The following is a 26,220-nucleotide window of genomic DNA, read 5'->3' on the forward strand; positions in this document are numbered from 1 at the left end:
AGGGCCGAACACCACCGGATCACCCCGCCCGGTTGTCGAAACATTTGCGAGGCAGGTCTCCTGGCTTACGGCGTGCGGCATTGCTGCTGCGATTTCCCACCTTCCCGCCAGTTGGCAGTGGTCTATCGGGGAATCTCGTCCGTTCACAGTTGCGGGGGCAGCCAGGGCTTGAAAGACCCTGTTCCCTCTTAGCTTCTTCGGCTGGCGAAGAAGAACCTCGGAAAGGGCGCAAGGCTACGCAGTGCCCCAAGGGCGGTCAACCGCGCGGTTGACGCTGGAGCGGGCTTCGTGATGTTCTAGAAAAGCTGTTTCAGGTGCCTCTCGCCGCCGTGCGCGAGGTGAAACGGGAAGCCGGTGGGCCTTTCTCCGAGTGGAGTGGGCGAGTCCGGCGCTGCCCCCGCAACGGTAAGCGATCGACGGGTCTTCAATGCCACTGTGCCTCGTGCATGGGAAGGCCGACCCGGTTCCTGCAAAGGCGTCGCAAGCCCGGAGACCGGCCTGAATCTTCGTTAGAACCCGCTTAGACGCCTCGTGAGCCAGGGCCTGCCGTTCATCCAGCAGGGCCGACGCGCAGCAGACGTCGAACGGGCTCGTTGGCAACCCGCGGTGGGCGGGCGCATGCCGGTTTATGGCCCTGGATGGGTCATTTCCTCGCTGCGACCTTCTACCGGAATACCAATCCCTGGAAGGTGCTCATCATGTCCAGCCGCACGCTGTCGTCCTCCGCTTCCGTTTCGCTCCCGCTGTCCAAACGCCTGGCCATCGCTGCCGGCAGCTGCCTGCTCGGTGCACTGCTGATCTTCTTCGCCGGCTTCTCGCACATCGAGGCGATGCACAACGCCGCTCACGACACGCGCCACAGCGCTGCCTTCCCCTGCCACTGAGACCGCCTGCCATGATCAAGCGCATCGCCCAGACCGCGGGCTTCGCAGGCCTCCTGGCCGCCATCGTTCTGACCCTGCTGCAGAGCCTGTGGGTTACCCCGCTGATTCTGCATGCGGAAACCTTCGAAACCGCCGAGCCGGTAGCTGAGCACAGCCACGAGGCGCCGGTCGCCGCCCATGAGCACGAACACGAGGAGGTTGCCGGCCATAGCCACGATGGCGAGGCCTGGGCTCCCGAAGACGGCTGGCAGCGCACCCTGTCTACCGGCCTGAGCAATCTGGTGGTGGCTGTCGGCTTCGCCCTGATGCTGGCCGGCCTGTTCACCCTGCGTGCGCCGAGCCAGACCTGGCAGGGCCTGCTCTGGGGCTTGGGCGGTTTCGCCGTGTTCAGCCTGGCGCCGTCCGCCGGCCTGCCGCCGGAGCTGCCGGGCACCGCTGCGGCCGACCTGCTGCTGCGCCAGTACTGGTGGATCGGCACTGCCGTCGCCACCGCCGCCGGCCTGGGCCTGATCGCTTTCGGTCGCAGCTGGGCGCTGCGTGGCGTCGGCCTGGTGCTGCTGGCCGTGCCGCACCTGATCGGCGCGCCGCAGCCGGACGTGCACGAGAGCCTGGCGCCCGAGGCGCTGGAGCACGAGTTCATCCTCGCCTCGCTGCTGACCAATGCGCTGTTCTGGTCGGCCCTGGGCCTGGCTGCTGCCTGGTTCTTCGCTCGTGGCGAACAGCGCGACGCCTGATCCGCTGCTGATCGCCGGTCTCGGCTGTCGCCGCGGCTGCACGGTGGCCGAGCTGCGCGAGCTGCTGGAACAGAGCCTGGCGCAGCTCGCGCTGCCGCTGGACGCGCTGCATGGCCTGGCCAGCAGCGCACGCAAACGCGGCGAGGCGGGGCTGCTGCAGCTGGCGGCAGACCTTGGCCTGCCGCTGGATTTCTACTCGGCCGAGCAACTGGTGCCCTACGAGTCGCAGCAGAGTGAAGTCTCGGAGCGGGTGCGCGAGCTGACCGGCGCCGCCAGCGTGGCCGAGGCCAGTGCCCTGGCCTGCGCTGCCGAACGCTCTGGTCGTGCCGCCACCCTGATCTGCCGCAAACAGCGCAGCGCCGCTGCTACCCTGGCCATCGCCACGGCCTGAACCGGAATTTCCCATGACCGTCTATTTCATCGGTGCCGGCCCCGGCGATCCCGAGCTGATCACCGTCAAGGGCCAGCGCCTGATCCGCAGCTGCCCGGTGATTCTCTACGCCGGCTCGCTGGTGCCCGAGGCCGTGCTGCAGGGCCGCAGCGCCGAATTGCTGGTGAACACCGCCGAGCTGCACCTTTCGCAGATCATCACGCTGCTGGCCGAGGCCCATGCCAAGGGCCAGGACGTGGCCCGCGTGCATTCCGGCGATCCGTCGTTGTACGGCGCCATCGGCGAGCAGATTCGCGAGTTGCGCGCGCTGCAGATTCCTTTCGAGATTATTCCCGGCGTCACCGCCACGGCGGCCTGCGCGGCGCTGCTGGAGACCGAGCTGACCCTGCCCGAGGTGGCGCAGACGGTGATCCTCACTCGCTACGGCCACAACTCGCCGATGCCGGCGGGGGAGGAGCTGGGCGCCCTGGCCAGCCACCGCGCGACCCTGGCCATTCACCTCGGCGTGCAGCATCTGCCGCGCATCGTCGAGGAGCTGCTGCCGCACTACGGCGTCGACTGCCCGATCGCCGTGGTGCATCGCGCCAGTTGGCCGGATCAGGACTGGGTGCGCGGCACTCTGGCGGATATCGAGGCGAAGGTGGCGGAGAAGGGCTTCCGTCGCACAGCGCTGATCCTGGTCGGCCGGGTGTTGAACGCGGAGGACTTCGCCGGCTCGGCGCTGTATGCCGAGGCCACGCGCCATCTGTTCAGGAAAGACGGCGCAGGCAGTACAGGCTGAGATCGCTGTTGCCCTGGTTGTCGGCGATGGCGAGCTCGCCGCCCAGTGCCTTCAATCGCGTATTCAGCTCGCTGGTGTAGAGCGCCTGGCGCAAGCGCGGGTAGTCCAGCTGCGGCGCCAGCCAAAGGTGCAGCTGCGGCAGGCGGAAGGCCCAGTAGCCTGCCTGGCAATCGAAGCCGGCCGCCTGCAGGCGGGCGAGCAGGGCGGCATCGCCAGCGAGCACGGCCTGGCAATGGGCGAAGAAGCTTTCCACGGGATCGTTCATGGCGGCGAATATTGCGCGGCGCCAAGGGTTGCGGGCAACCTGTGCGCCTCTTTCGGGCAAGGATCTCTCATGCGTGACTATCAGTGGCTGCACGAATACTGCCTCAACCGCTTCGGCTCGGCCGCGGCGCTGGAGGCCCGGTTGCCGCAGCCGAAGAGCGACGCCGAGCTGCGCTCTCTGAGCGATGACCGCTACCTGTCGCTGATCGCCCTGCGCGTGTTCCGCGCCGGCCTCAAGCACAGCCTGGTGGACGCCAAGTGGCCGGCCTTCGAGCAGGCGTTCTTCGGCTTCGATCCGGAGAAGGTGGTGCTGATGGGCGCCGAACACCTGGAGCGGCTGATGCAGGACGAGCGCCTGATCCGCCACCTGGGCAAGCTCAAGAGCGTGCCGCGCAACGCCCAGTTCGTGCTGGATGTGCAGAAGGACAAGGGCAGCTTCGGCGCGCTGATCGCCGACTGGCCGGTGACCGATATCGTTGGTCTGTGGAAGTACCTGGCCAAGCACGGTAGCCAGCTTGGCGGCCTGTCGGCGCCGCGCTTCCTGCGCATGGTCGGCAAGGACACCTTCATCCCCACCGATGACATGGTCGCCGCGCTCAAGGCCCAGGAAATCATCGACAAGGCGCCGACCAGCCAGAAGGACCTGGCGTTGGTGCAGGCTGCCTTCAATAAATGGCACGAGCAGAGTGGCCGGCCGCTGTGTCAGCTGTCGGTGATGTTGGCGCACACCGTCAATCACTGACAAAGCCGCTTTGTGGTCCGAGGGGGCAATGCCATGCAACAGGACATTATCCGCGTCGCCCAGGCCATCCAGCGTGCCGAGCGCATCCTGGTCATCACCGGTGCCGGACTCTCGGCGGATTCCGGGCTGCCCACCTACCGCGGCCTCGGAGGCCTGTACAACGGCCTGACCGCCGAGGGCCTGCCGATTGAGGCGGCATTGTCCGGGCCGATGCTGCAGCGCGATCCGGCGCTGTGCTGGAAGTACCTGGCTCAGCTTGGCGAGGCCTGCCTGGCCGCCAGCCCCAATGCCGGGCATGCCGCCATCGCCGAGCTGCAGAGGCGCAAGCCGGGTTGCTGGGTGCTGACGCAGAATATCGACGGCTATCACCGTCAGGCGGGCTCGCCGCCGGAGCGGCTGATCGAGATCCACGGCGAGCTGGCGCCGATGTTCTGCCAGTCCTGCGGCGCAGAAGATCCCGAGTTGGCCGTGCACCTGGAAAAACCATTGCCCCCGCGCTGCGCCCAATGCGGGGGCGTGTTGCGTCCGCCGGTGGTGCTGTTCGAGGAGATGCTGCCCGAGGATGCCATTGGTCGGCTTTATGACCAGGTACATGAGGGCTTCGATGTGGTTATCGCGGTAGGCACTACCGCGAGCTTCCCCTACATAGTCGAACCTGTGGTGCAGGCCCGCAGGAATGGGGGGTTCACGGTGGAAATCAATCCGCAGCAGACCGATATCAGCCGCTGTGTGGATGCCCGTCTATCGGGAAGGGCGTCAGACGTTTTGCCGGAACTACTGAGTCACATTCCTGGGCATTGAATTTGCAAATCATGTTCTCAGAGGGCATAGTCGCCCCCTTATAAAAACCAGACTGACACGGTCGTGCCCATGCTAAAGCGCTTCGCACCCCTCGTGCCCATTGCACTCTCAGCCCTGTTGGCGGCCTGCGCCACCCAGCAGGCGCCGCAGCCCCAGATGGATCTGGCTCAACAACCGCAGAAGCCCGTCGAGTACATGACCGACGAGCAAATGGCGGATTTCACGGACGACAAACCCTACGAGCTGCCCTCGCTGGCGGACAACATCCTGGCCCATGGCCTGTCCCTGGTCGGTACTCGTTACCGCATGGGCGGCACCTCGGCGACCAGCGGTTTTGACTGCAGCGGCTTCGTCGGCTTCCTGTTCAAGGAAGAGGCGGGCATGAAGCTGCCGCGCTCCACCCGCGAGCTGATCAATCTCGACGCGCCGCTGGTGTCGCGTGGCGAGCTGGAGCCGGGCGACCTGATCTTCTTCAACAACCGTGGCCGCGGCCGCGTCAGTCACGCCGGCATCTACCTGGGTGACGACCAGTTCATCCATTCCAGCAGCAGCCGCAGCGGCGGTGTGCGGGTGGACAGCCTGGACGACAGCTACTGGAGCCGCAGCTACATGGAAGCCAAGCGCGTGCTGGCCATGGCGCCGGAGCAACCGTCCGCCGAGCGTTCGCCGCTGCATCGCTGATCCGGCTCTGATCCAAAGCAGTGCACGGGCCTTGCGCCCGTGCCTGCAAGCCGGCAGAGTAGGGCGCATTCCGGCCAGGACGACCGCCCATGCATTTCACGGCTCGCCTCTCCCTGCTAGCCCTCGCCGCGCTGCTTACCGCCTGCGCCGGCAACCCTCCCTCCCAAGAACCCAGCAATCCCTTCCCCATAGTCGGCGCCAATGCCGATGACGTGGTGATCAGCGCCATCGGCCTGGAAGGCACGCCCTATCGCTATGGCGGCAACACGCCGGAGAGCGGCTTCGACTGCAGTGGCCTGATCGGCTACGTCTACCGCAACGCTGCGGGTATCCAGCTGCCGCGCTCGACCCGCGACATGATCAACCTGCGCGTGCCCAATGTCGGGCGTGGCGACCTGCAGAGCGGCGACCTGGTGTTCTTCGCCACCAATGGCGGCGGCAAGGTCAGCCATGCCGGCATCTATGTCGGCGAGGGGCGCTTCGTGCACGCGCCGTCCAGCGGCGGTACCGTGCGCCTGGACTACCTGACCCAGGCCTACTGGCAGAAGAGCTACCTGGGCGCCAAGCGCGTCCTGGCCGCCGGCCAGCTGGCACGCCAGCCATGACCAACCGCACGCTGAATCTCGACGACGCCCTCTACCAGTATCTGTTGGACGTGTCGTTGCGCGAGGCGCCGCTGCTCAAGCGCCTGCGCGAAGAGACCGCGCTGCTGCCCATGGCACGCTGGCAGATCGCCCCGGAGCAGGGTCAGTTCATGGCCCTGCTGGTGCAATTGTGCGGTGCACGCAAGATTCTCGAGATCGGCACCTTCACCGGTTACAGCGCCTTGTGCATGGCCCAGGCTATGCCTGAAGACGGTCGGCTGATCTGCTGCGACCTGCCCGGCGAGTACAACGCCATCGCCGAGCGCTACTGGTACGAGGCCGGGGTGAGCGAACGCATCGATCTGCGCCTGGCGCCAGCGCTGGAGACGCTCAACGCTCTGGAGCGCGGTGGCCATGGCGAGAGCTTCGACCTGATCTTCATCGACGCCGACAAGGCCAACTACACGGTGTACCTGGAACACGCCCTGGTGCTGGCGCGCAAGGGCGGCCTGATCCTGTTCGATAACGTGCTGTGGGGTGGTCGGGTGCTGGAGACCAGCCCGGACAGCGCCGATACCCGCGCGATCCAGGCGCTCAACCGCGGCCTGCGCCGCGACACCCGCGTCGACCTCAGCCTGCTGCCGCTGGGCGACGGGCTGAGCATCTGCCGCAAGCGCTAGCGCCGGCCAGCCAGGGCTGTGGCATCATCGCCAGATGCCCGAACCGATCCGTTTGCCACCCCAGCCCGACGCCTGCGAGCTCTGCGCCCGCGCCTTGCCGCTGACCCGCCATCACCTGATCCCCAAGGCCCTGCACGACAAACCCTACGTGCAGAAGCGCTTCGCCAAGACCGAGCGCATCACCGCCACCCTGTGGGTCTGCCGCGCCTGCCACAATCAGATCCACAAGCTGTTCAGCGAGAAGGAGCTGGCGCTGACCTACAACCGCCGCGAGGCGCTGCTCGGCGACGAGCGCCTGCGCACCTTCGTCGAGTGGCTGGCGAGCAAGCCGGCGGGCTTCACCCCCAGGCACTGAAACGGCTTCAGGCCACCATCACTTCGCATTCCACTACGCAGCGCTGGCAGGCCTGGGCGCATTGCTGGCAATGGTCGTGCTGGTGCTTGCCGCACTCCTCGGCGCAGGCCTGGCAGGTTACCGCACAGAGGCGCAGGAATTCGTCGCACAGCGGGCTGTCACGCACCATCAGGCGTTCGGCCAGGCGGCAGATGTCGGCGCAATCGATATCGCAGGCGATGCAGATGGCCATGCGTTGCAGATCTGGCTCTTTCAGGCAGGCGGCGAGGCAGGTTTCGCAGGCGATGGCGCAGGCGCTGCAGGCCTGGATGCAGGAGGCGTAGCGTTGCTTAGCCATGGGGTTCTCCTTTGCTCGGTTGTCTTGCTGTGAGCCCCCTGGTCCCTGTGGGTTCGACCGATCTGCCGGGCGGCGCGCGATTGACCGAGGCATGCGCTGGGCCTAAGCTGCGCGCCTGCTTCAGGTGCCCCGACGCGACGCGTGCGAGGGTGAAACAGGGAAGCCGGTGCATTCGTTACGAAGATTCCGGCGCTGCCCCCGCAACGGTAGGTGAGTAAAAGGGTCGCTCGACGCCACTGTGCCCCGGCACGGGAAGGCGCGATCCGCAGGCCGCGAGGCCTGGCTCACGAGCCCGGAGACCGGCCTGTCGCGATCCACGGCAGTGCGGCGGGCTCTGCGGTTGCGGCCCCTCGGGCCTGGCCGTTGCTTTCCTCGTTCTGTCCTTGTTTCTGTTCGTGTACCCGCCAGCCGGGTGCGCAGGGCGCTCTGGCGCCGGCAAAGAGGAGTCCGAACATGAACGAGTCGGCCGAACGCGACGCCCGTCACCTGGCGCGCATGCAACGCAAGAAAGCCCTGATCGACGCCAAGATCGCCCAGGCCCAGGACGAATACGGCCTGCTGCTGGTGCATTCCGGCAACGGCAAGGGCAAGAGCAGCTCGGCGTTCGGCATGGTCGCCCGCGCCTTGGGCCATGGCATGCGGGTCGGTGTGGTGCAGTTCATCAAGGGCGCCGCCAGCACCGGCGAGGAAGCCTTCTTCCGCCGTTTCCCCGACGAGGTGCAGTGGTTCGTGATGGGCGAGGGCTTCACCTGGGAGACCCAGGACCGCCAGCGCGATATCGCCATGGCCGGCGAGGCCTGGCAGGTGGCGCGCCGTCTGCTGGCCGACGACAGCATCGGCCTGGTGGTGCTGGACGAACTGAATATCGCCCTCAAACACGGCTATCTGCAATTGGATCAGGTGCTTGCCGATATCGAGGCGCGCCCGCTGCTGCAGCATGTGGTGTTGACCGGTCGTGGCGCGCAGCCGGGGCTGATCGAGGCGGCCGATACGGTGACCGAGATGACCCTGGTCAAGCACGCCTTCAAGGCCGGGGTTAAGGCGCAGAAGGGGGTCGAGTTCTGATGGCCGAGCCACGCCACTGCCCGGCCCTGCTGATCGCCGCTCCCGCCTCCGGTCAGGGCAAGACCACCGTCACCGCCGCCCTGGCGCGCCTGCACAGCCGTGCCGGCAAACGCGTGCGGGTGTTCAAGTGCGGCCCGGACTTCCTCGATCCGATGATCCTCGCCCGCGCCAGCGGCGCGCCGGTGTACCAGCTGGATCTGTGGATGGTCGGCGAGGAGCACACGCGCCAGCTGCTGTGGCAGGCGGCCGGCGAGGCCGACCTGATCCTGATCGAGGGTGTCATGGGCCTGTTCGACGGCAGCCCCTCGGCCGCCGACCTGGCGCGCCGCCTGCAGGTGCCGGTGCTGGGGGTGATCGACGCCGGTGCCATGGCCCAGACCTTCGGCGCCATGGCCTATGGCCTGGCGCACTTCCAGCACAGCCTGCCGTTCGCCGGGGTGCTGGCCAACCGCACCGGCAGCGAGCGCCACAACGGCATCCTGCGCGACAGCCTGCCGCCCTCCATCCGCTGGTTCGGAGGCCTGCCGCGCTCCGCCGCATTGGAGCTGCCGCGCCGCCACCTGGGGCTGATCCAGGCCGAGGAGCTGGCCGATCTGGACGCGCGCCTGGACGCCGCCGCCGATGCCCTGCTGGCCAGCGTCGGCGCGTTGCTGCCCGATCCCGTCGCCTTTGCCGCACCGCAGGAGCAGGCCATCGAGCCGTTGCTGGCCGGTGTGCGCATCGGCGTGGCCCGCGATACCAGTTTCGCCTTCCTCTACCAGGCCAATCTCGATCTGTTGCGCGCCCTGGGCGCCGAGCTGGTGATGTTCTCGCCGCTGGCCGACCAGGCCCTGCCAGACGTGCACAGCCTGTACCTGCCTGGCGGCTATCCCGAGCTGCACCTGGAACGGCTGCAGGGCAACCGATCGATGCTCGCTGCCATCCGTGCCCATCACGCGGCCGGCAAGCCGATCCTCGCCGAGTGCGGCGGCATGCTCTATCTGCTCGAGGCGCTGACCGACAAGCAGGGCGAGAGCGCCGAGCTGCTCGGCCTGCTGCCGGGGCGTGCGGTGATGCAGTCGCGCCTGGCCGCCCTGGCGTTGCAGGAAGTGCAGCTGCCGGAAGGCAGCCTGCGAGGGCATACTTACCACCATTCCGTGCTCGACTGCGCTCAGGCGCCGCTGGCCCGCGGCATTTGCCCGAATGGCAAGCCGGTGGCCGAGGCGGTGTTCCGCGATGGCCGGTTGACCGCCTCCTATATCCACTTCTACCTGCCGTCCAACCCCAGGGCGACGGCCGAGCTGCTGTTGCCATGAGCGACCACGCCTTCAGCCCCGACGAGCGCGCCGCGGTCTACCGCGCCATCGCCGAGCGCCGCGACATGCGCCACTTCGCTGGCGGCGAGGTGGCACCGGAGCTGCTCGCGCGACTGTTGCAGGCGGCGCACCAGGCGCCCAGCGTCGGCCTGATGCAGCCCTGGCGTTTTATTCGCATCACCCGGTCCGAACTCCGGGAAAGCATCCACGGCCTGGTCGAGGCCGAGCGGGTGCGCACCGCCGAGGCGCTGGGCGAGCGCAGCGACGAGTTCATGCGGCTCAAGGTCGAGGGCATCCGCGACTGCGCCGAGCTGCTGGTGGCGGCCCTGATGGATGGTCGCGAGACCCATGTGTTCGGCCGCCGCACCCTGCCGCAGATGGACCTGGCCTCGCTCAGCTGCGCCATCCAGAACCTCTGGCTGGCCGCGCGCGCCGAAGGCCTGGGGCTGGGCTGGGTGTCGCTGTTCGATCCACTGGCCTTGGCCGAGCTGCTCGGCATGCCGGCGGGCAGCCAGCCGGTGGCGGTGCTGTGCCTGGGACTGGTGAGCGAGTTCTACGAGCGGCCGATGCTGGTGCAGGAAGGCTGGGCCAGCGAGCGGCCGCTGAGCGAGCTGGTGTTCGCCGATCGCTGGGGGCAGCAGGCGTGAGCATCGCGCTGTCCGCCCTGGCCGGCATGGGCCTGGATGCCTGGCTCGGCGAGCCGCGCCGCTGGCACCCGCTGGTGGGCTTTGGCAACCTGGCCAAACGTATCGAGCAGCGCTTGAATGCCGGCGGGCGCGGCTGGCGCAGCCATGGCGTCAGCGGCTGGTGCTTGGCGGTGCTGCCGCCGGTGGCGCTGGTCTGGCTGCTGAGCCTGAGCGACCTGGGCTGGCTGCTGGAGATTCTCGCCCTGTATTTCGCCGTCGGCCTAAAGAGCCTCGGCCAGCACGCGCTGCCGGTTGCCCAGGCGCTGCGTCTGGGCGACCTGCCGCAGGCGCGGCAGCGTGTCGGTTATTTGGTCAGCCGGCGCACCGCCGAGCTGGATGCCACCGGCGTGGCCCGCGCCGGCACCGAGTCGGTGCTGGAGAACGGCTCCGACGCAGTGTTCGCCGCGCTGTTCTGGTTCTGCCTGCTCGGCGCACCGGGCGTGGTGCTGTACCGCCTGAGCAATACCCTGGATGCCATGTGGGGCTACCGCAACGAGCGTTTCGAGCGCTTTGGCTGGGCGGCCGCGCGCATCGACGACGCGCTCAATTACATTCCCGCGCGCCTGGTGGCGCTGACCTACGCGCTGCTCGGTCGCACCGCCCTGGCCCTGCGCTGCTGGCGGCGCCAGGCGCCCCTCTGGGACAGCCCCAATGCCGGCCCGGTGATGGCCGCCGGCGCCGGCGCCCTGGGCGTCAGCCTGGGCGGCTCGGCCGTCTACCATGGCATCGAGGAGCAGCGTCCGCAGCTGGGTGAAGGCTTGCCGCCGCAGGCTCGCGATATCGAGCGGGCGCTCAACCTGGTGCATGGCGGCGTGGCCCTATGGCTGCTGATCCTGGTCGTGGGAGGGCTGTACCTTGCTTGAACACGGTGGCCGCCTGCGCGAGGCGGCGCAGCGCTATGGCATCCCGCTGGCGGACTGGCTCGACCTGTCCACCGGCATCGCCCCCTATGGCTGGCCGCTGCCGGCCATCCCCGATTCCGCCTGGCAGCGCCTGCCCGAGGCCGACGACGGCCTGGAGGCGACGGCTCGCGACTATTACGGCGTGCCTGCATTGTTGCCGGTGGCCGGTTCCCAAGCGGCGATCCAGACCCTGCCTCGTCTGCGCCGCCCCGGCCTGCGGGTCGGCATTGTCTCGCCGGCCTATGCCGAGCATGCCGCCGCCTGGCGCCGCGAGGGTCATCTGGTCCAGGATCTGGGCGAGGGCGCAGTGGAGCGTTCGCTGGAGCGCCTCGACGTGCTGCTGGTGGTCAACCCGAACAACCCCAGCGGCCGGCTGATCGAGCGCGAACGTCTGCTCGCCTGGCACGCGCGACTGGCCGGGCGCGGCGGCTGGCTGCTAGTCGACGAGGCCTTCATGGACTGCACCCCCGAACACAGTCTGGCGGCCGACAGCTCGCGCCCGGGGCTGATCGTGCTGCGCTCGTTCGGCAAGTTCTTTGGCCTGGCCGGCGTCCGCCTGGGCTTCGTCCTGGCCGCAAGCGAACTGCTTGAGCGCCTCGGCGAGCAGCTCGGGCCCTGGACCGTCAGTGGGCCGACGCGGGCGGTGGCCGGCGCCTTGCTGGCCGATGGCGCAGGCCAGCGTCGCCAGCGCGAGCGCCTGCGCGCCGATGGCCTGCGCCTGGCCGTGTTGCTCAGCGACCATGGCCTGGCCCCGGCCGGTGGCTGTGCACTGTTCCAGCTGGTCGGCCATCCCCAGGCGGTCGGCCTGCACGGCTACTTCGCCCGGCGCGGCATTCTGTTGCGGCTGTTCGCCGAGACCCGCTGCCTGCGCTTCGGCCTGCCCGGCGACGAGGCCGGTTGGCAGCGCCTGGAGCTGGCGCTGAAGGAGATGCCCGCATGACCACCGGATTGCCGGTCACTCTGATGGTGCAAGGCACCACCTCGGACGCCGGCAAGAGCACCCTGGTGACCGCCCTGTGCCGCTGGCTGCAGCGCCAGGGTGTAAGCGTGGTGCCGTTCAAGCCGCAGAATATGGCGCTCAACTCCGCCGTCACTGCCGATGGCGGCGAGATCGGTCGCGCCCAGGCGGTGCAGGCCCAGGCCGCCGGGCTGGCGCCGCACACCGACATGAACCCGGTGCTGCTCAAGCCCAACTCCGACACTGGCGCTCAGGTGATCATTCATGGGCGAGCGGTGGGCAATATGAACGCCGTGGCCTATCACGACTACAAGCGCGTCGCCCGCGCGGCGGTGCTCGAGTCTCACGCCCGCCTGGCCGCGCAGTACCCGGTGGTGATGGTGGAGGGCGCCGGCTCGCCGGCCGAGATCAACCTGCGCGCCGGCGACATCGCCAATATGGGCTTCGCCGAGGCGGTGGATTGCCCGGTGCTGCTGATCGCCGATATCGACAAGGGCGGCGTGTTCGCCCATCTGGTCGGCACCCTGGAGCTGCTGTCGCCGAGCGAGCAGGCGCGGGTGAAGGGCTTTGTGATCAACCGCTTCCGTGGCGATATCGCCCTGCTGCAGCCGGGGCTGGACTGGCTGGAACAGCGCACCGGCAAGCCGGTGCTCGGCGTGCTGCCATACCTGATGGATTTTCATCTGGAGGCCGAGGACGCGGTGCAGGTGCTGCAGCCGGACAAGGAGCGCGAGGTGCTGCGTGTCGCCGTGCCGGTGCTGCCACGCATCAGCAACCACACCGACTTCGACCCGTTGCGCCTGCACCCGCAGGTGGACCTGCAATTCATCGGGCCCGGCCAGGCGATCCCACCCGCCGACCTGATCATCCTGCCCGGCTCCAAAAGCGTACGGGCCGACCTGGCGCGCCTGCGCGAGCATGGCTGGGACGCGGCCATCGCCCGCCACCTGCGCTACGGCGGCAAGGTGCTCGGCATCTGTGGCGGCCTGCAGATGCTCGGCACCCGCATCGACGATCCCCATGGCCTGGAAGGCCCGGTCGGCAGCAGCGCGGGCCTCGGCCTGCTCGACTACGCCACGGTGCTGGAGCCGGAGAAGCAGCTGCGCAATGTGCGCGGACGCCTGAGCCTGGGCCAGCTGGAAGTCAGCGGTTACGAGATCCATGCCGGGGTCAGCGCCGGTCCGGCGCTGAGCAGCCCCGCTATACGCCTGGACGATGGGCGTAGCGACGGCGCCATCAGCGCCGACGGCCAGGTCATGGCCACCTACCTGCACGGCCTGTTTGAGCAAACGGCCGCCTGCGCCGAGTTGCTGCGCTGGGCCGGACTGCGCGAGGCGCGCCAGGTGGATTACCATGCGCGCCGCGAACGTGACATCGAGCGCCTGGCCGACCTGGTCGAGGCGCATCTGGATACCCGGCTGTTGCGTGAGTTATGTGGCCTCTAGGAGTGTCATGCGCATTGGCGACGATTCGCTCACCCCGGCCCTCTCCCGCGGGAAGAGTGGGTTATTCCGTGCTCGAGTTTGGGCACACATTTCAACGCAACCTCGATCAGCTCCCTCACCCCTGGGAGAGGGTTGGGGTCAGGGTCGATCCGGAAGGTACTGTCCATGCTTGAACTGATCCTCGGCGGCGCTCGCTCCGGCAAGAGCCGTCTGGCCGAGAAGCTGGCCGCGGGCAGTGGCCTGGAGGTCATCTATATCGCCACCGGGCAGGCCTGGGACGGCGAGATGGCCAAGCGCATCGCCCATCACCGCAGCACGCGTCCGGCCGAGTGGGGGCTGGTCGAGGAGCCTCTCGAACTGGCCCGCGCCCTGCGCGACAATGCCGCCCCCGAGCGCTGCCTGCTGGTCGACTGCCTGACCCTGTGGCTGACCAACCTGCTGATGCTGGAAGACGAGACCCGCCTGGCCATGCAGCGCGATGCCTTCCTCGAGGCGCTGGCCGAGCTGCCCGGGCGCATCATCCTGGTCAGCAACGAGACCGGCCTGGGTGTTGTGCCGCTGGGTGAGCTGACCCGTCGTTACGTCGACGAGGCCGGCTGGCTGCACCAGGCCGTGGCCGAACGGGCCGAGCGTGTGCAGTTCTGCGTCGCCGGCCTGCCCATGCTGCTCAAAGGAGCGCCGCTATGACTTCTTCATTCTGGTGGCAGCAAGCCTGCCGCCAACCCGATGCTGTCGCCGAGGCCGCCGCCCTGGCGCGCCAGGCGCAACTGACCAAACCGACCGGCGCCCTCGGTGTGCTGGAGGCCCTGGCCGTGCGCCTGGCCGCGCTGCAGGGACGGGAGAAACCCGTCATCCGCAGCCCGCAGCTGGTGTTGTTCGCCGGCGACCACGGTGTGGTCGCCGAGGGCGTGTCCGCTTATCCGCAGGCCGTGACCGCGCAGATGCTCGGCAACTTTGTCGCCGGCGGCGCCGCCGTCAGCGTGCTGGCCCGCGAGCAGGGCATGCCGCTGCGCCTGGTTGACCTCGGCACCATCGATCTCGATCTGGAACTGCCTGGTGTGCGCCATCTTCGCCTCGGCGCCGGCACCGCCAACTTCGCCGTCGAGCCGGCCATGACCGCTGAGCAGTGCGCCGCCGCGCTGCAGGCTGGTCGCGACGCGGTACAGCAGGCGCTGGCCGAGGGTTGCGATCTGCTGCTGGCCGGCGAGATGGGCATCGGCAATACCAGCGCTGCCACGGCCCTGGCCTGTGCGCTGAGTGACCTGAGCCCGGCACAGCTGGCCGGTCCCGGCACCGGGCTGGACGCCGCTGGCGTCAGCCACAAGCAGGCGGTGATCGAGCGCGCCCTGGTTCTGCACGGCGCTGCGCTTGCCGAACCCTTCGAGGCCCTGCGCCGAGTCGGCGGCTTCGAATTGGCGGCCCTGGCTGGTGCCTATCTGGCCTGCGCCCAGGCCGGTATTCCGGCGGTGGTCGATGGTTTTATCTGCAGCGCGGCGGCCCTGTGCGCTGTGCGCCTGAATCCTGGCGTGCAGCCCTGGCTGCTGTTCGCCCACGCCGGCGCCGAGCCGGGCCACGCCGCGTTGCTGGCGGAGCTCGGCGGCACGCCGCTGCTCGACCTCGGCCTGCGCCTGGGCGAGGGCAGTGGTGCCGCCCTGGCGCTGCCCCTGATCAAACTGGCCTGCGCCCTGCACGGCGGCATGGCTACATTTTCCGAAGCACTGGTTGAGGACCGCTTATGACTCTTTTCCTGGATATGTTGCGCCATGGTGTGACCGACGCCGGCCCCGGTTTTCGCGGCAGCAGCGACGATGCGCTGACCGAGCAGGGTCGCCAGCAGATGCAGCTGGCCCTGGCCGGCAAGAGTGGCTGGGACCTGGTGATCAGCTCGCCGCTGCAGCGTTGCGAGTCCTTCGCCCGCGAGTTCGCCGAAGCTAACGGCCTGCCGCTGCGCATCGAGGCCGATCTGCGCGAGCTGCACTTCGGCGACTGGGAGGGGCGTAATTCGGCCGAGGTGCTGCTGGAGGATCCGGAAGCGCTCGGTAAATTCTGGAACGATCCCTACCACTTCACGCCGCCGCAGGCCGAGCCGGTCAAGGACTTCGCCGGGCGCGTGCTGGGCGCCATCGAGCGCCTGCAGGCCGAGCTGGATGGCCAGCGCGTGCTGCTGATCACCCACGGTGGCGTGATGCGTCTGCTACTGGCCCGCGCGCGCAAGCTGCCGGAGAACCAGCTGCTGCAGGTGGAGGTGGGCTATGGCGCGCTGCACGGCCTGCAGGTCGAGTCGGGCCTGCAGCTGACCGAAGCCTGATGCTGCCGCAGCCGCTGCTGATCGCCCTGCAGTTCCTCACCCGCCTGCCTGTTCGGTTGGTGGGCATGCCGGAGCCTGCGCAGATCGGCCGCTCGCTGCTGTGGTACCCGCTGGTGGGGCTGCTGCTCGGCGGCCTGCTGCTGGCCCTGCACGGGCTGCTCGGCGCTACGCCGGCGCTGTTGCAGGCGGCCATTCTGTTGGCCGTCTGGGTCGGGTTGTCCGGTGGACTGCATCTGGACGGCCTGGCCGACACGGCCGATGCCTGGGTCGGCGGCTACGGTGATCGTGAGCGCACGCTGGCGATCATGAAGGACCCGCGCAGCGGTCCCATCGCGGTGGTCGCGCTGCTGTTGGTGCTGCTACTCAAGTTCGCCGCGCTGGTCGTACTGCTCGAACGGGGTGCCTGGGCCGGGCTGCTGCTGGCGCCCTGGCTCGGCCGTGCGCTGCTGCCGTTGCTGTTCCTGACCACCACCTATGTGCGCGCCGGCGGTCTGGGGGCGGCGCTTAGCGAGCATACGCCGCGTGAGCGTTTGCCGCTCGTGTTGGCGGGGCATTGCATCGTCATGCTGTTGCTTGGTTTCTCCGCCGTGCTGGCCTTGCTCGCTGCGGTCCTGGTGTTCTGGCTGCTGCGCCGCGCCTTCGTCGCGCGTCTGGGCGGCACCACCGGCGATACCGCCGGCGCCCTGCTGGAACTGGGCGAGTGTGCGGTGCTGGTGGCGTTGGCGTTGTGGGGTTGACCGGAGCGTCTCGTCTGGCTGCGGCTTAAGCGCCTGGTGGCGCACTGCCTTCGGCGAGTGACACCCTACGAATGCGCCACGCCGTAGGGTGGTCTCGGAGCGCTGCGACAGCCCACCGTCGATGAATAGCGAGCGTGTCTGGAGCTAGCGGCGCCCCCTGTACTGAGCGGCTGTTCCGCTCGTTTATGTCGCAACTGTAACTGCCTGATCGGCAGATGCGGGTATATACCTGTATTCATGTTGCCGACCCAATGTCTCTGTACCAAGTTGCGCCGCGCCAGCCGCGGGGTGACACGCATCTACGACGAAGCCCTGGCCGATGTCGGGCTGAATGCCGCCCAGTTTTCCCTGCTGCGCTATCTGCAGCGCCTGGGGCAGCCGAGCATTTCCGCCCTGGCCGAGGCCATGGGGCTGGATCGCAGCACCCTCGGGCGCAACCTGCGGGTGGTGGAGGGCAGGGGACTGCTGCAGCTCGGCGGCGGTACCGACCAGCGCAGCCGGCAGGTAGCGCTGACCGATGCCGGCGTGCGCGTGCTGGAGCAGGGCGCGCCACTGTGGGAACGGGCTCAGCAGGAGCTGGCGCTGCGCCTGGGCGCGGACAAACGGGCAGAGCTGATGGCGCTGCTGGACGATCTGGAAACCATCGACTGACGGGAACGCCCCGCGGAGAACGCAGATGAACAACCCATGGCGCACGGCAAGTTGGCTCCTGCTGGGAGCATCGCTGATCCTCGCCTTGTCGCTGGGCGTCCGCCACGGCTTCGGCCTGTTCCTCTCGCCCATGAGCGGCGAGTACGGCTGGGGTCGCGAGGTATTCGCCTTCGCCATCGCCCTGCAGAACCTGATCTGGGGCCTGGCCCAGCCGGTCACCGGGGCCATTGCCGACCGCTTCGGTGCGCGCCGGGTGATAGTCGCCGGTGGCCTGCTCTACGCGGCCGGCCTGTCGCTGATGGCTGGCGCCGACTCGGCCTGGTCGCTGTCGCTGAGCGCCGGCCTGCTGATTGGTATCGGCCTGTCCGGCACCTCGTTCTCGGTGCTGCTCGGCGTGGTCGGCCGGGCGCTTCCGCCGGAGAAGCGCAGCATCGGCATGGGCATCGCCGCGGCCGCCGGTTCCTTCGGCCAGTTCGCCATGCTGCCGGGCACCCTCGGGCTGATCGGCTGGCTAGGCTGGTCGTCGGCCTTGATCGCCTTGGGCATGCTGGTGGCGCTGATCGTACCGCTGGCGCTGATGGTGCGTGACAACCCGCAACCGGCCCCGGTCGGCAGTGAGCAGAGCCTGGCGGGGGCGTTGAAGGAAGCCTGCAGTCATTCCGGCTTCTGGTTGCTGGCGCTGGGCTTCTTCGTCTGCGGCTTCCAGGTGGTATTTATCGGCGTGCACCTGCCGTCGTACCTGGTGGACAAGCACCTGCCGGCCTCGGTCGGCACCACCGTGCTGGCGCTGGTCGGGCTGTTCAACGTGTTCGGCACCTATATCGCCGGCTGGCTCGGCGGACGCATGTCCAAGCCGCGTCTGCTCACTGGTCTGTACCTGGCACGCACGGTGGTGATAGTCGCCTTCGTCTACTCGCCGCTGACCGAGTGGAGCGCCTACGCCTTCGGCATGGCCATGGGGCTGTTGTGGCTGTCCACGGTGCCGCTGACCAATGGCACGGTGGCCACCCTGTTCGGCGTGCGCAACCTGTCCATGCTCGGCGGCATCGTATTCCTGTTCCACCAGATCGGCTCTTTCCTCGGCGGCTGGTTGGGCGGCTATCTGTACGACCACACCGGCAGCTATGACGTGGTCTGGCAGTTGTCGATCCTCTTCGGCCTGCTGGCGGCGGCGCTCAACTGGCCGGTGCGCGAGCAGCCGGTGGCACGCTTGCGGGCCGGGGCAGCGGCGTGAGCCGTACGGCCTTCACCACGCTGGCCCTGCTGGGAGTGGCCCTGCTATTGGTGCTCGCTTGGTGGGGCTGGAGCCAGGGCGGACTGGCCCTGCTGCAGCTGGGCATGAGCCTGTGCTGAACGTTGCCGCGGCGGCCGTTGCCGGCGTGGGCGCGGACGAGTAGCGTGGGCGCATACCGTTCGGAGATGTCCCCATGATCGCGCGTGTTTCCTGCCTGCTGCTGTCGTCCCTGCTTGCCGCCCCGCTGTGGGCGGCCGACTGTTCGCCGCTGCTCAAGGGCCAGGGCGAGCTGCAGCAGCTCCGCTCCAAGGAGCGCATCGACCTGTGCCAGCGTTTCGCCGGCAAGCCGCTGCTGGTAGTCAACACCGCCAGCCATTGCGGCTTCACTCCACAGTTCAAGGGCCTGGAGGCGCTGTACCAGCGCTACAAGGGCCAGGGGCTGGAAGTGCTCGGCGTGCCTTCCGACGATTTCAAGCAGGAGGCCGACAACAGCGGCGAGACGGCCAAGGTGTGCTTCATCGACTACGGCGTGACCTTCGCCATGAGCGAGCCGCAGGCGGTCAGCGGCGCCGATGCGATACCGCTGTTCAGCGAGCTGGCCGAGCAGAGCAGCGCGCCGCGCTGGAATTTCTACAAATACGTGGTGGGCCGCGACGGCAAGGTGATCGCCAGCTTCTCCAGCCTGACCAAGCCGGACGACGAGGATCTGCTGGCGGCCATCGAGAAGGCTATCGCCCAGTAATTAATGGTGACCCATGAAAAGCCGGGCAGATGCCCGGCTTTTTCATGTCCGCAGAACCTGCCGTCAGAAGCGGTAGGTGGCCTGCAGGCCCACGCAGTGGGCGCTGTTGTTGTACTCGGCGCTGAAGCCCGGGGCGATCTCGCGACCGGCCAGTTCGGTGGAGTGTTGGTTGACCTTGGCCTCGTTCTCGCGCAGGTAGGAGTAGGCCGCATCGATGGTCAGGTCGGGGTTCGGCGACCAGCCGGCGCCCAGGGAGAACACCTTGCGGTTGCCCACCGGGATGCGCACGCTACGGTGCTCGTTCTCGGCCGGCGACGGGTCGAGGGCCAGGCCGGTACGCAGGACCCACTGCGGGTTGAGCTGGTAGGAAGCGCCGATGGCATAGGACCAGGTGTCGTGCCACTTCAGCTCTTCGCTGACTTCGCCGATCGGGCTCAGGCCGAGGATGCTCGGCGTGCCCTGGTTCTCGACCACGATCTCCTGCAGGCGGCTCCAGCGGGTGAAGGTGGCGCCGCCGTAGAGGGTCCACTTGTCGTCGAAGGCGTAGGTGACCGAGGTGTCCACGGTCTCCGGGGTGGTGAAGTCCAGGGAGGCATCGTACTGGCCATTGAAGGCGCTGAAGATCGGGCCGTCGCCGCCGGTGATGCGGGTGCGGCCTTCCAGGGTGTAGTCGACCTTGGAGTGGTAGGTCAGGCCCCAGGTCAGCTGGTCGGTGACGTCGACCATCACGCCGGCGTTGAAGCCGTAGCCGACGTCGTCGCCCTTGATGCCGACCTTGGTCTCGCCGGTGCCGAAGGCGGCGCTGTTGTCCAGCTTGCTGACCAGCTTGCCCTTGATCTTGTTGATGGTCGGGCCGAAGCCGACGGACACGCGGTCGTTGATCTGGTAGCTGATGGTCGGCTGCAGGGTGACCACTTCCACCTTGCTGTACTGGCCCTTGAAGCGGCCACCGAAGCTCTTCTCGTAGTCGCTGATCAGCGCATAGGGCACGTACAGGCCCAGGCCCCAGTGCCAGCTCTCGTCGATCGGGCTGGCATAGAAGGCGAAAGGCACCGGGGTCATGGGCACCATGTCGCCCTTGGCGGTTTCGTCACTGGCGTTGTCGAGGTCGACGTTGGCGTCGACCAGGCCGAAGCCGCCGGTCACTTCCGGGCGTTTGAGTTTGGTCAGGCCCGCCGGGTTGCCGAACAGGACGGAGGCGTCGTTGACGGAGGAGGCGCGGCCGGCGAAGGAGGTGCCGGCACCGCTGACGCTCTGTTCGTTGATGGCAATTCCGTTGCCCAGGCTGTGAGTGGAAACCGCACCGATGGCCATTGCGAGAGAAGTCTTCAACCAGAGTTTTTTCATTAGGAGGCTCACGAACAGCAAAAACGAGGGCGGCAAGCTAACCGGTTTGCCGGACCTTGCCAACCGCTCTGGGACGGCTTTTTCGTGAACTTTCGTTAACCCCGGGTCGGCCTGTAAGTGACTGGTTAGTCACAGAAAAGGTTCCACCTTTACCGCGTTCAAGCCGCCTGGTGAGGTTGTGGGATGCATTGCTGCCAGGCCTGTAGAAAGTCGCGCAGGCGGCCATGCGGATGGAACACCTTGCGCCAGATGCGCGCCATTCCGTGCAGGTCGTCGGCGGCCGGTAGCTCCGCATGTTCGCTCTCCACCAGCAGCCAGGCGATGGCCGTGGCGTAACGCAGGTTGACCGTCAGTTCGAGGTGCGGTGCGGCGAGGAACGCGTGTTGGCTGGCGAGGCCGCGGACCAGGCTGGCCAGGTCCGGATCGCGGGCCAGGTGCAGGTCCCACAGCTGCTCGTGGCGCAGGGCGCTGATGCGGTAGAGACCGTGGCCCTGGCTGTTGTCCAGCGCGCTGCCGAGTGCCGATTGACTGGCGGCGGCGCCTAGGAGCAGGGCTTCGGCGGTGGGTGAATGGCGCCCCAGATAGACGAGAGTGGGGCGGATGACGTGTTGGCACAGCTCGCTGGCAGCAATTCCCATGAGGCCCTCGCGAAAGGTGCCGGCGGGGTCAGGTGCTTGGCAGCTGTTCTTGGTTCTAATAAAGACCCCGCCGGAAGCGGGGTTAGCCGCTCAACTTGAAGTCTAGTGCGACAAATAGGATGTAAAGGCTTGTTTTTAAAACATTTGAGCCTCTAGTCGCGTCTGCATATGTCGAGCTGCGATTAAGAGTGATCTATTTACAAGCAAGCGCCGGCAGTAGCCGGCGCCTGTTACTCGCTTATTGGTGAGTGATCTTCAGTTGGTTGAACTCCACGGCACCTGCCTCGGTGTTGTCGCCAATGTTGTCCTGCACATAGGAGCCTGCCTTGAAGTACATGGTCTGCGCGCCCCAGGTCGGATCCAGCTTCGTCGTCCAGCGCTGGCTCACCGAATTGACCTTGGTATAGACCGCCAGCGTGCCGGCACGAGTGAGGCGGATGGAGTAGGAGAACGCTTGGTTCATCGCTACGCCGCTGCGAATGGTGACGCTGACGCTATCGACACCCGGTTTGCTGCGATAAATCGCAACGATCTTCCCGGTCTTGTCCGAGGCGCTGTACTGGTACTGCACCTTGATGGGCGGATCGTCACCTTCCACGTTGTGGATCTGGCCGATCACGACCTTTCCGGTGGACGGAACCTGAGTGACTTTCAGCGTGGCGTCCAGGCTGTTGTTGTCGGCATCCTGATACTTCCAGTTGCGACGCGTGCCGTCGGCATAGGTCTCGCGCAGTTCGCTGCGCGGGTACTTGGCGTTCTTGGTGGTGGTGCCGTCTACCGGTGCCCAGAAGAACAGGACGCCGTTGATGTTCTTGAAGTAGTCGTCCTGGTAACCGCCGGCGAGCATCGGGGTGTCGATGGTGGTAGCCGGTTCGCCAACAGGGATGGTGAGGTTCCAGGTGTTGAGGTCGATCATGAAAGTAAAAAACTCCGATGAATAAAGAGGTAAATCTCATTCGGAGCGCAGGTCGATCCCGACTTGAAAAACTGCCTAGCCGCCCTGCCAGTTACTCGCACACAGAATGAAGCTTTTGAAACCTGGCCAGTGATCCGACCGGGGATGGAGCGCTTTATACGGAGCTGTGTCGGCTTTGGTAATTACCGTTCGTCGATATACTGGCGCCTACAAATTGACGGTAATTCGACGCGGGATGTGATTTCTCTATCGCATTGATGCGCAAGGGGTTTCCAACAGCGAAGCGGCGGGTTGTCAATATTTGTTCGGAGATGACGACCGACGAACGGAAAGCCCCAGGCTAGAGCGGTTTGTGAAGCGATTCTCAAATCGTCAGGGGAGGATGTTTCAACAGCGAAACGGCTAATGGCAGCGGGATGTGAAGGGCGTCACGCGGTGCCGGGGGGTGTCGGCGAACCCGAGAAGATTTCGTCAGTCTAGTGAGAGCTGCCCATCGTTCAGGCATCGATGGCGGTCGCCGGAAGCCGAGCATTCTCCGACTGGGAGTTCTCAATAATCTGGAGGATCGCCATGCACATCCGCTCTGCTTGCTTCTCTTCTATTGCTCTGGCCGCCGCGCTGTCCGCGCCTGCGGCTCAGGGTGCCCCGACCATTGTGGTCAGCAACACCCAAGACCTGTTTCGCCCGGCCTGCGTGGACGACTGTTCGCTGCGCGAGGCTATCTACAAGGCCAACCTCAACCCCGGCCCGGATCGCATCGAGCTGCGTCCGGGTACCTATCCCCTTACGCTGGCCGACCCTGGGTGGAACCCGGACGAGGAGCCCGATCCTGATGAGGACGTGGGTGTTCGCGGCGACCTGGATATCACCGGCGAGCTGACCATCGTCGGCGACATCTATACCAACACCTTTATTCAAGGTGTTTCCGATCGCCTAGTCGAAGTGTTGCCGGGTGCCAAGTTGAACCTGCGCAACCTGAGCCTGCGTGGCGGTCGTGCCGACACCTATGGCGGGGCGATACGCAACGACGGCGAGGCGGTGATCACCTACGTCGGCTTCTATGACAACCGCGCCACGCCGGGCATCCAGGGCAAGGGCGGGGCGATCGCCAACTTCGGCGAGCTGAATGTCAGGTTCAGCCTGTTTCGCGACAACAACTCCAACGGCGACGAGGGCTTCTCCGGGCGGGGTGGCGCCATCTACAACCTGGGCACGCTGGTGGTGCGCGACACGCACTTCCAAGGCAACAGCGTCACCGACAACGACGTCGACTACGCCCATGGCGGAGCCATCTACAACGAGGGAAATGCCGACGTGGCTCGTTCCTCCTTCGTCGGCAATCTGGCCGGGCAATATGCCGGCGGCGGTGGCGGGGCGGCGATCGTCAACAACGAGCGCGGCGTGCTGCGTCTGGTCAACAGTACGGTCAGCGGCAACTTCGGCACCGACACCAATGGCGTGATCGCCAACGGCCTGGCCGGCTTCTCGCCCAGCGGCGCCGAAGCGCAGATGCAGCTGAGCTATGTCACCGTGGCCGGCAACGAGGGGCTCGGAGTCAGCAACCTGGGCAGCCTGGCGCTGCGCAACAGCATCGTCGCCGGCAACCGGCTCAACCAGGTGCCGATGAACTGCAGCCACCAGGGAGTTGGCTACCGGGCCCTGGGACTGTTGCTCGGATCGGACCTCACCGCCTGCACCGATAACAGTGTCACGGTGGAGGACGATGTGGTGTTCACCCAGGTGCTCGCTGCGCGGCTGTCCTCGACGACAGTTGCCAACGGCAACGGGCCCGGCACCCAGTACCACCAGCTGCGCAATGGCAGCCCGGCGGTGGATGCCGGTCTGGGCTCCTGTACCCACAACGACCAGCGCGGCGTCGCACGGCCGCGCGATGGCGACCGCAACGGCGGCTCGATCTGTGACCTGGGTGCCTACGAGCGTTGATAGACCTGCCTGACCGGCGGTGCGGGCTGGCCGCCTTATTGGCTGGCTCGCACTGCCGACTTCGCTCGCCCCCCTCATTCCTTTCTTCCGGTACGCCATTCGGCCGATGTCGCGGTGCCTTCGTTGTGCCCTAGAGTCCCGTCGCTTATCGCAAGCGAGACAGGCGGGCAGTGCTGTCCCTGCGCCTCCAGCCAGATAACCACAACCACGGGGAATGCCTGATGAGCGATAACGCCAGCGACAGCCGGGAAAGCCTTTCCGCCCGGCGCTTCGACATCCGCTACGACGAGCATGAAACGCCGCGGATCTGGGTCAAGGATGACGTCTTCCTGACCCATTGGCTGAATGCCTATTCGATGACCATCCCCGACGGCGAGACCTTCATCGTCCAGACGATCAAGAAGTACCTCGGCCAGATCGAAGACCCCGCGCTGCTCCAGGAGGCGCGGGGCCTGATCGGCCAGGAGCTCTCCCATTCCCGCGGCCACGAGCAGTTCATCGAGGTGTTGCAGCGCCAGGGATTCCGCATGCAGACGTTCCGGCGCTTCACCGGCTTCCTGTCGTTCAAGATTCTCACCCCGACCTCGACCCCGCGGCAGCAGCTGGCCTTCGTGGTGGGTGTCGAGCGCATCAACGAGCTCTTCGCCGAGATCACCCTGAGCAGCGGCCGATTGCGGCAGTGCGATGCGCGGGCCGGCGCCCTGTACGAGTGGCATTTCGCCGAGGAAATCGAACACAAGTCGGTGGCCTTCGACGTCTACCAGGCCACCGAAGGCAGCCGTTTCTGGCTGGGCTACGGGGTGGTCATGGCCTACCTGGTCAACATGAGCTACCTGGCGCTGGCCTGCGCCACCTTCCTGCGCCAGGACGGCCAGTTGTTCCGTCTCGCTACCTGGCGCCGCGCCTTCCGCTATTTCTTCCGTGACGAACGCTTCTTCGCGCGTATGACCCGGGGCTGCCTGCAGGTGCTCAGGCGCGACTTCCATCCGACGCAAACCGACAACCATGCGCTCGCCGAACATGTGCTGAGCAAGCAGGTGATCCGTGTGGATATCGGCGAAACCCAGCCATCCGGGGGGTGACGCGATGCAGAGCGTTTCGACGGTGCTGGACGGCGACTGCGCCGACCAGACGCAACACTCGCGGCTGTGGCCGTTTCTGCTGCGCCACGGCAGCAGCGCGATGGCCTATTCCTCGCTGCAGCCCGGCGCGGCCCAGTTCATTCACCCGCAACTGGGCTATCTCGCCTATATCCCGGTCAGGCACCCGCTCTACGCACCGCGCGGGATGAATGTGGTGATCGGCGACCCGATTGCGGCCAGGGCCGACTTCGCGCCGTTGCTCGACGCCTATCTGGCGACTACCCGAGTGCTCACGGTGTTTCTCGACATCGGCAGCGCCTTCGCCGATGTGCTGAGCGCCCGCGGCTATCCGGTGAACGAGTTCGGCGTCAATTCGGAGATCGACCTGGCCGGCTTCGACCTCGAGCTGCGCGGCAAGCAGTACGCCCACCTGCGCCGCTGGCGCAACAAGGCGCGCAGCGAAGGCGTCGAGGTGCACGAGGGGCGGCTCAGCGAGCAGGGCGGCGAGGAGCTGGACGAGCTCAACCGCGAGTGGCTCGCGCGCAAGGGCGGCCATGATCTCGCCGGCCTGACGCGGCCACTGGTATTCGAGGACGAGGAGGGCGTTCGCTACTTCTGGGCGCGCAAGCACGGCCGGCTACTGGCCCTCGCCGTTTTCGACCCGCTGTACCGCGACGGCCGGGTCATCGGCTACCTGCACAACGCGTCGCGGGCGATCAAGGACGCACCGAACGGCACCAACGACGCCATCGTCCTGCATGCCATGGGCCAGTTCAAAGCCGAGGGCAAGGAGTTCCTCACCCTGGGGCTGTCGCCGCTGGCGCTGAAGAAGGGCGAGGCCTATCCGCACAACGCCTGGGTGGCCTGGGCCTTCGACTTCATCTATCGCCGCTGTGCATTCATCTATCCCTGCCAGGGGAATTTCTTTCACAAGCAGAAGTACTGCGGGCGCCAGGAGGCTTCCTTCGTCGCCGGCGTGCCGACGCTCAGGCTCTACCACCTGCTGGGAATCCTCAAGGCTCTGCGGGCCTTGTGA

The 26,220-nt window shown here is 66.9% G+C and carries 32 protein-coding genes and 3 riboswitches; of the genes, 27 read left to right on the plus strand and 5 right to left on the minus strand.

Annotation, left to right across the window (positions count from 1 at the left end):
* Positions 1–32 precede the first annotated feature (32 nt).
* Positions 33–235: riboswitch (cobalamin riboswitch) on the minus strand.
* Positions 236–295: 60 nt separating this feature from the next.
* Positions 296–517: riboswitch (cobalamin riboswitch) on the plus strand.
* 181 nt (positions 518–698) lie between these two features.
* From FFS62_RS08665 to cobM, 4 genes are read left to right on the plus strand one after another with little or no spacing between them, the layout of a single operon-like run.
* Positions 699–884: a CbtB-domain containing protein gene (locus FFS62_RS08665; protein WP_225580665.1), complete on the plus strand. Its 186-nt coding sequence runs from the start codon at positions 699–701 to the stop codon at positions 882–884.
* A gap of 11 nt (positions 885–895) precedes the next feature.
* Positions 896–1,618, plus strand: a complete 723-nt coding sequence (locus FFS62_RS08670) for a CbtA family protein (RefSeq protein WP_137972432.1) — start codon at positions 896–898, stop codon at positions 1,616–1,618.
* Positions 1,596–2,009 (plus strand): cobalamin biosynthesis protein, encoded by a 414-nt coding sequence (locus tag FFS62_RS08675; RefSeq protein ID WP_256662180.1) that lies wholly within the window; start codon positions 1,596–1,598, stop codon positions 2,007–2,009. The genes FFS62_RS08670 and FFS62_RS08675 overlap by 23 nt, the downstream gene beginning before the upstream one ends.
* A gap of 13 nt (positions 2,010–2,022) precedes the next feature.
* Positions 2,023–2,790 carry a precorrin-4 C(11)-methyltransferase gene (gene cobM, locus FFS62_RS08680; RefSeq protein WP_137972434.1) on the plus strand — a complete coding sequence of 256 codons (768 nt, stop codon included), beginning with the start codon at positions 2,023–2,025 and terminating at the stop codon, positions 2,788–2,790.
* On the opposite strand, the gene FFS62_RS08685 is transcribed toward cobM, so the two are convergent.
* Entirely contained in the window at positions 2,759–3,055 is a 297-nt protein-coding gene (locus FFS62_RS08685) for a hypothetical protein (protein WP_137972435.1), read from the minus strand. The genes cobM and FFS62_RS08685 overlap by 32 nt on opposite strands.
* Before the next feature lie 69 nt (positions 3,056–3,124).
* On the opposite strand from FFS62_RS08685, the gene FFS62_RS08690 reads away from it, so the two are divergent.
* The 6 genes from FFS62_RS08690 to FFS62_RS08715 all read left to right on the plus strand — a co-directional run bounded on the left by FFS62_RS08690 (position 3,125) and on the right by FFS62_RS08715 (position 6,897).
* Entirely contained in the window at positions 3,125–3,796 is a 672-nt protein-coding gene (locus FFS62_RS08690; RefSeq protein ID WP_137972436.1) for a DNA-3-methyladenine glycosylase I, read from the plus strand.
* A gap of 33 nt (positions 3,797–3,829) precedes the next feature.
* Positions 3,830–4,597, plus strand: coding sequence for an NAD-dependent deacylase (locus tag FFS62_RS08695; protein ID WP_137972437.1), 768 nt, complete (start codon positions 3,830–3,832; stop codon positions 4,595–4,597).
* Positions 4,598–4,666: 69 nt separating this feature from the next.
* The gene (locus tag FFS62_RS08700; protein WP_137972438.1) at positions 4,667–5,278 is read left to right on the plus strand and encodes a C40 family peptidase; all 612 of its coding nucleotides are present in this window, start codon (positions 4,667–4,669) and stop codon (positions 5,276–5,278) included.
* Positions 5,279–5,367: 89 nt separating this feature from the next.
* Positions 5,368–5,883, plus strand: a complete 516-nt coding sequence (locus FFS62_RS08705) for a C40 family peptidase (protein WP_137972439.1) — start codon at positions 5,368–5,370, stop codon at positions 5,881–5,883.
* Positions 5,880–6,542, plus strand: coding sequence for an O-methyltransferase (locus FFS62_RS08710; RefSeq protein ID WP_137972440.1), 663 nt, complete (start codon positions 5,880–5,882; stop codon positions 6,540–6,542). Before FFS62_RS08705 ends, FFS62_RS08710 begins: the two co-directional genes overlap by 4 nt.
* Positions 6,543–6,576: 34 nt before the next feature.
* Entirely contained in the window at positions 6,577–6,897 is a 321-nt protein-coding gene (locus tag FFS62_RS08715) for a hypothetical protein (protein WP_137972441.1), read from the plus strand.
* Between the two features lie 7 nt (positions 6,898–6,904).
* Here the strand turns inward: FFS62_RS08715 and FFS62_RS08720 are convergent, their stop codons facing one another.
* Entirely contained in the window at positions 6,905–7,234 is a 330-nt protein-coding gene (locus FFS62_RS08720) for a four-helix bundle copper-binding protein (RefSeq protein WP_137972442.1), read from the minus strand.
* 105 nt (positions 7,235–7,339) lie between these two features.
* Positions 7,340–7,557: riboswitch (cobalamin riboswitch) on the plus strand.
* A gap of 130 nt (positions 7,558–7,687) precedes the next feature.
* On the opposite strand from FFS62_RS08720, the gene cobO reads away from it, so the two are divergent.
* The 14 genes from cobO to FFS62_RS08785 all read left to right on the plus strand — a co-directional run bounded on the left by cobO (position 7,688) and on the right by FFS62_RS08785 (position 19,257).
* Positions 7,688–8,299, plus strand: a complete 612-nt coding sequence (cobO, locus tag FFS62_RS08725; protein ID WP_137972443.1) for a cob(I)yrinic acid a,c-diamide adenosyltransferase — start codon at positions 7,688–7,690, stop codon at positions 8,297–8,299.
* On the plus strand, positions 8,299–9,594 hold the full coding sequence (locus FFS62_RS08730; protein WP_137972444.1) for a cobyrinate a,c-diamide synthase: 1,296 nt from the start codon (positions 8,299–8,301) through the stop codon (positions 9,592–9,594). The genes cobO and FFS62_RS08730 overlap by 1 nt, the downstream gene beginning before the upstream one ends.
* A complete protein-coding gene (gene bluB, locus FFS62_RS08735; RefSeq protein ID WP_137972445.1) occupies positions 9,591–10,241 on the plus strand; it encodes a 5,6-dimethylbenzimidazole synthase in 651 nt (216 codons plus the stop codon). Before FFS62_RS08730 ends, bluB begins: the two co-directional genes overlap by 4 nt.
* Positions 10,238–11,143 (plus strand): adenosylcobinamide-phosphate synthase CbiB, encoded by a 906-nt coding sequence (gene cbiB / locus FFS62_RS08740; protein ID WP_137972446.1) that lies wholly within the window; start codon positions 10,238–10,240, stop codon positions 11,141–11,143. Before bluB ends, cbiB begins: the two co-directional genes overlap by 4 nt.
* Entirely contained in the window at positions 11,136–12,122 is a 987-nt protein-coding gene (cobD, locus tag FFS62_RS08745; RefSeq protein WP_137972447.1) for a threonine-phosphate decarboxylase CobD, read from the plus strand. Before cbiB ends, cobD begins: the two co-directional genes overlap by 8 nt.
* The gene (locus FFS62_RS08750; RefSeq protein ID WP_137972448.1) at positions 12,119–13,585 is read left to right on the plus strand and encodes a cobyric acid synthase; all 1,467 of its coding nucleotides are present in this window, start codon (positions 12,119–12,121) and stop codon (positions 13,583–13,585) included. Before cobD ends, FFS62_RS08750 begins: the two co-directional genes overlap by 4 nt.
* Before the next feature lie 165 nt (positions 13,586–13,750).
* Entirely contained in the window at positions 13,751–14,272 is a 522-nt protein-coding gene (gene cobU, locus FFS62_RS08755; protein ID WP_137972449.1) for a bifunctional adenosylcobinamide kinase/adenosylcobinamide-phosphate guanylyltransferase, read from the plus strand.
* Positions 14,269–15,324 carry a nicotinate-nucleotide--dimethylbenzimidazole phosphoribosyltransferase gene (gene cobT / locus FFS62_RS08760; RefSeq protein WP_137972450.1) on the plus strand — a complete coding sequence of 352 codons (1,056 nt, stop codon included), beginning with the start codon at positions 14,269–14,271 and terminating at the stop codon, positions 15,322–15,324. The genes cobU and cobT overlap by 4 nt, the downstream gene beginning before the upstream one ends.
* Positions 15,321–15,893 (plus strand): alpha-ribazole phosphatase family protein, encoded by a 573-nt coding sequence (cobC, locus tag FFS62_RS08765; RefSeq protein WP_137972451.1) that lies wholly within the window; start codon positions 15,321–15,323, stop codon positions 15,891–15,893. Before cobT ends, cobC begins: the two co-directional genes overlap by 4 nt.
* Complete coding sequence (locus tag FFS62_RS08770; RefSeq protein ID WP_137972452.1) at positions 15,893–16,630, plus strand: adenosylcobinamide-GDP ribazoletransferase; 738 nt, start codon at positions 15,893–15,895, stop codon at positions 16,628–16,630. Before cobC ends, FFS62_RS08770 begins: the two co-directional genes overlap by 1 nt.
* Positions 16,631–16,867: 237 nt before the next feature.
* Positions 16,868–17,281: a MarR family winged helix-turn-helix transcriptional regulator gene (locus tag FFS62_RS08775; RefSeq protein WP_137972453.1), complete on the plus strand. Its 414-nt coding sequence runs from the start codon at positions 16,868–16,870 to the stop codon at positions 17,279–17,281.
* Between the two features lie 25 nt (positions 17,282–17,306).
* On the plus strand, positions 17,307–18,515 hold the full coding sequence (locus tag FFS62_RS08780) for an MFS transporter (protein WP_137972454.1): 1,209 nt from the start codon (positions 17,307–17,309) through the stop codon (positions 18,513–18,515).
* Positions 18,512–18,634, plus strand: a complete 123-nt coding sequence (locus tag FFS62_RS23410; protein ID WP_256662225.1) for a hypothetical protein — start codon at positions 18,512–18,514, stop codon at positions 18,632–18,634. The genes FFS62_RS08780 and FFS62_RS23410 overlap by 4 nt, the downstream gene beginning before the upstream one ends.
* Positions 18,635–18,708: 74 nt before the next feature.
* The gene (locus FFS62_RS08785; RefSeq protein WP_137972455.1) at positions 18,709–19,257 is read left to right on the plus strand and encodes a glutathione peroxidase; all 549 of its coding nucleotides are present in this window, start codon (positions 18,709–18,711) and stop codon (positions 19,255–19,257) included.
* Between the two features lie 63 nt (positions 19,258–19,320).
* Here FFS62_RS08785 and FFS62_RS08790 read toward each other — a convergent pair whose 3' ends face one another.
* From FFS62_RS08790 to FFS62_RS08800, 3 genes are all read right to left on the minus strand, one after another.
* On the minus strand, positions 19,321–20,604 hold the full coding sequence (locus tag FFS62_RS08790) for an outer membrane protein transport protein (protein ID WP_137972456.1): 1,284 nt from the start codon (positions 20,602–20,604) through the stop codon (positions 19,321–19,323).
* A 158-nt stretch (positions 20,605–20,762) separates the two neighbouring features.
* Entirely contained in the window at positions 20,763–21,242 is a 480-nt protein-coding gene (locus tag FFS62_RS08795; protein WP_137972457.1) for a hypothetical protein, read from the minus strand.
* Between the two features lie 238 nt (positions 21,243–21,480).
* Positions 21,481–22,158, minus strand: coding sequence for a polysaccharide lyase family 7 protein (locus tag FFS62_RS08800; protein ID WP_137972458.1), 678 nt, complete (start codon positions 22,156–22,158; stop codon positions 21,481–21,483).
* 570 nt (positions 22,159–22,728) lie between these two features.
* Here FFS62_RS08800 and FFS62_RS08805 point away from each other — a divergent pair.
* The 3 genes from FFS62_RS08805 (at position 22,729) to FFS62_RS08815 (ending at position 26,220) form a co-directional block, all read left to right on the plus strand.
* Positions 22,729–24,102: a choice-of-anchor Q domain-containing protein gene (locus FFS62_RS08805; RefSeq protein ID WP_137972459.1), complete on the plus strand. Its 1,374-nt coding sequence runs from the start codon at positions 22,729–22,731 to the stop codon at positions 24,100–24,102.
* Positions 24,103–24,323: 221 nt separating this feature from the next.
* Positions 24,324–25,184, plus strand: a complete 861-nt coding sequence (locus tag FFS62_RS08810) for a metal-dependent hydrolase (protein WP_137972460.1) — start codon at positions 24,324–24,326, stop codon at positions 25,182–25,184.
* A gap of 4 nt (positions 25,185–25,188) precedes the next feature.
* Complete coding sequence (locus tag FFS62_RS08815) at positions 25,189–26,220, plus strand: DUF2156 domain-containing protein (protein ID WP_137972461.1); 1,032 nt, start codon at positions 25,189–25,191, stop codon at positions 26,218–26,220.

Origin of the sequence: Pseudomonas sp. F(2018) (genome assembly GCF_005508865.1) — a bacterium.
Taxonomy (GTDB): domain Bacteria; phylum Pseudomonadota; class Gammaproteobacteria; order Pseudomonadales; family Pseudomonadaceae; genus Aquipseudomonas.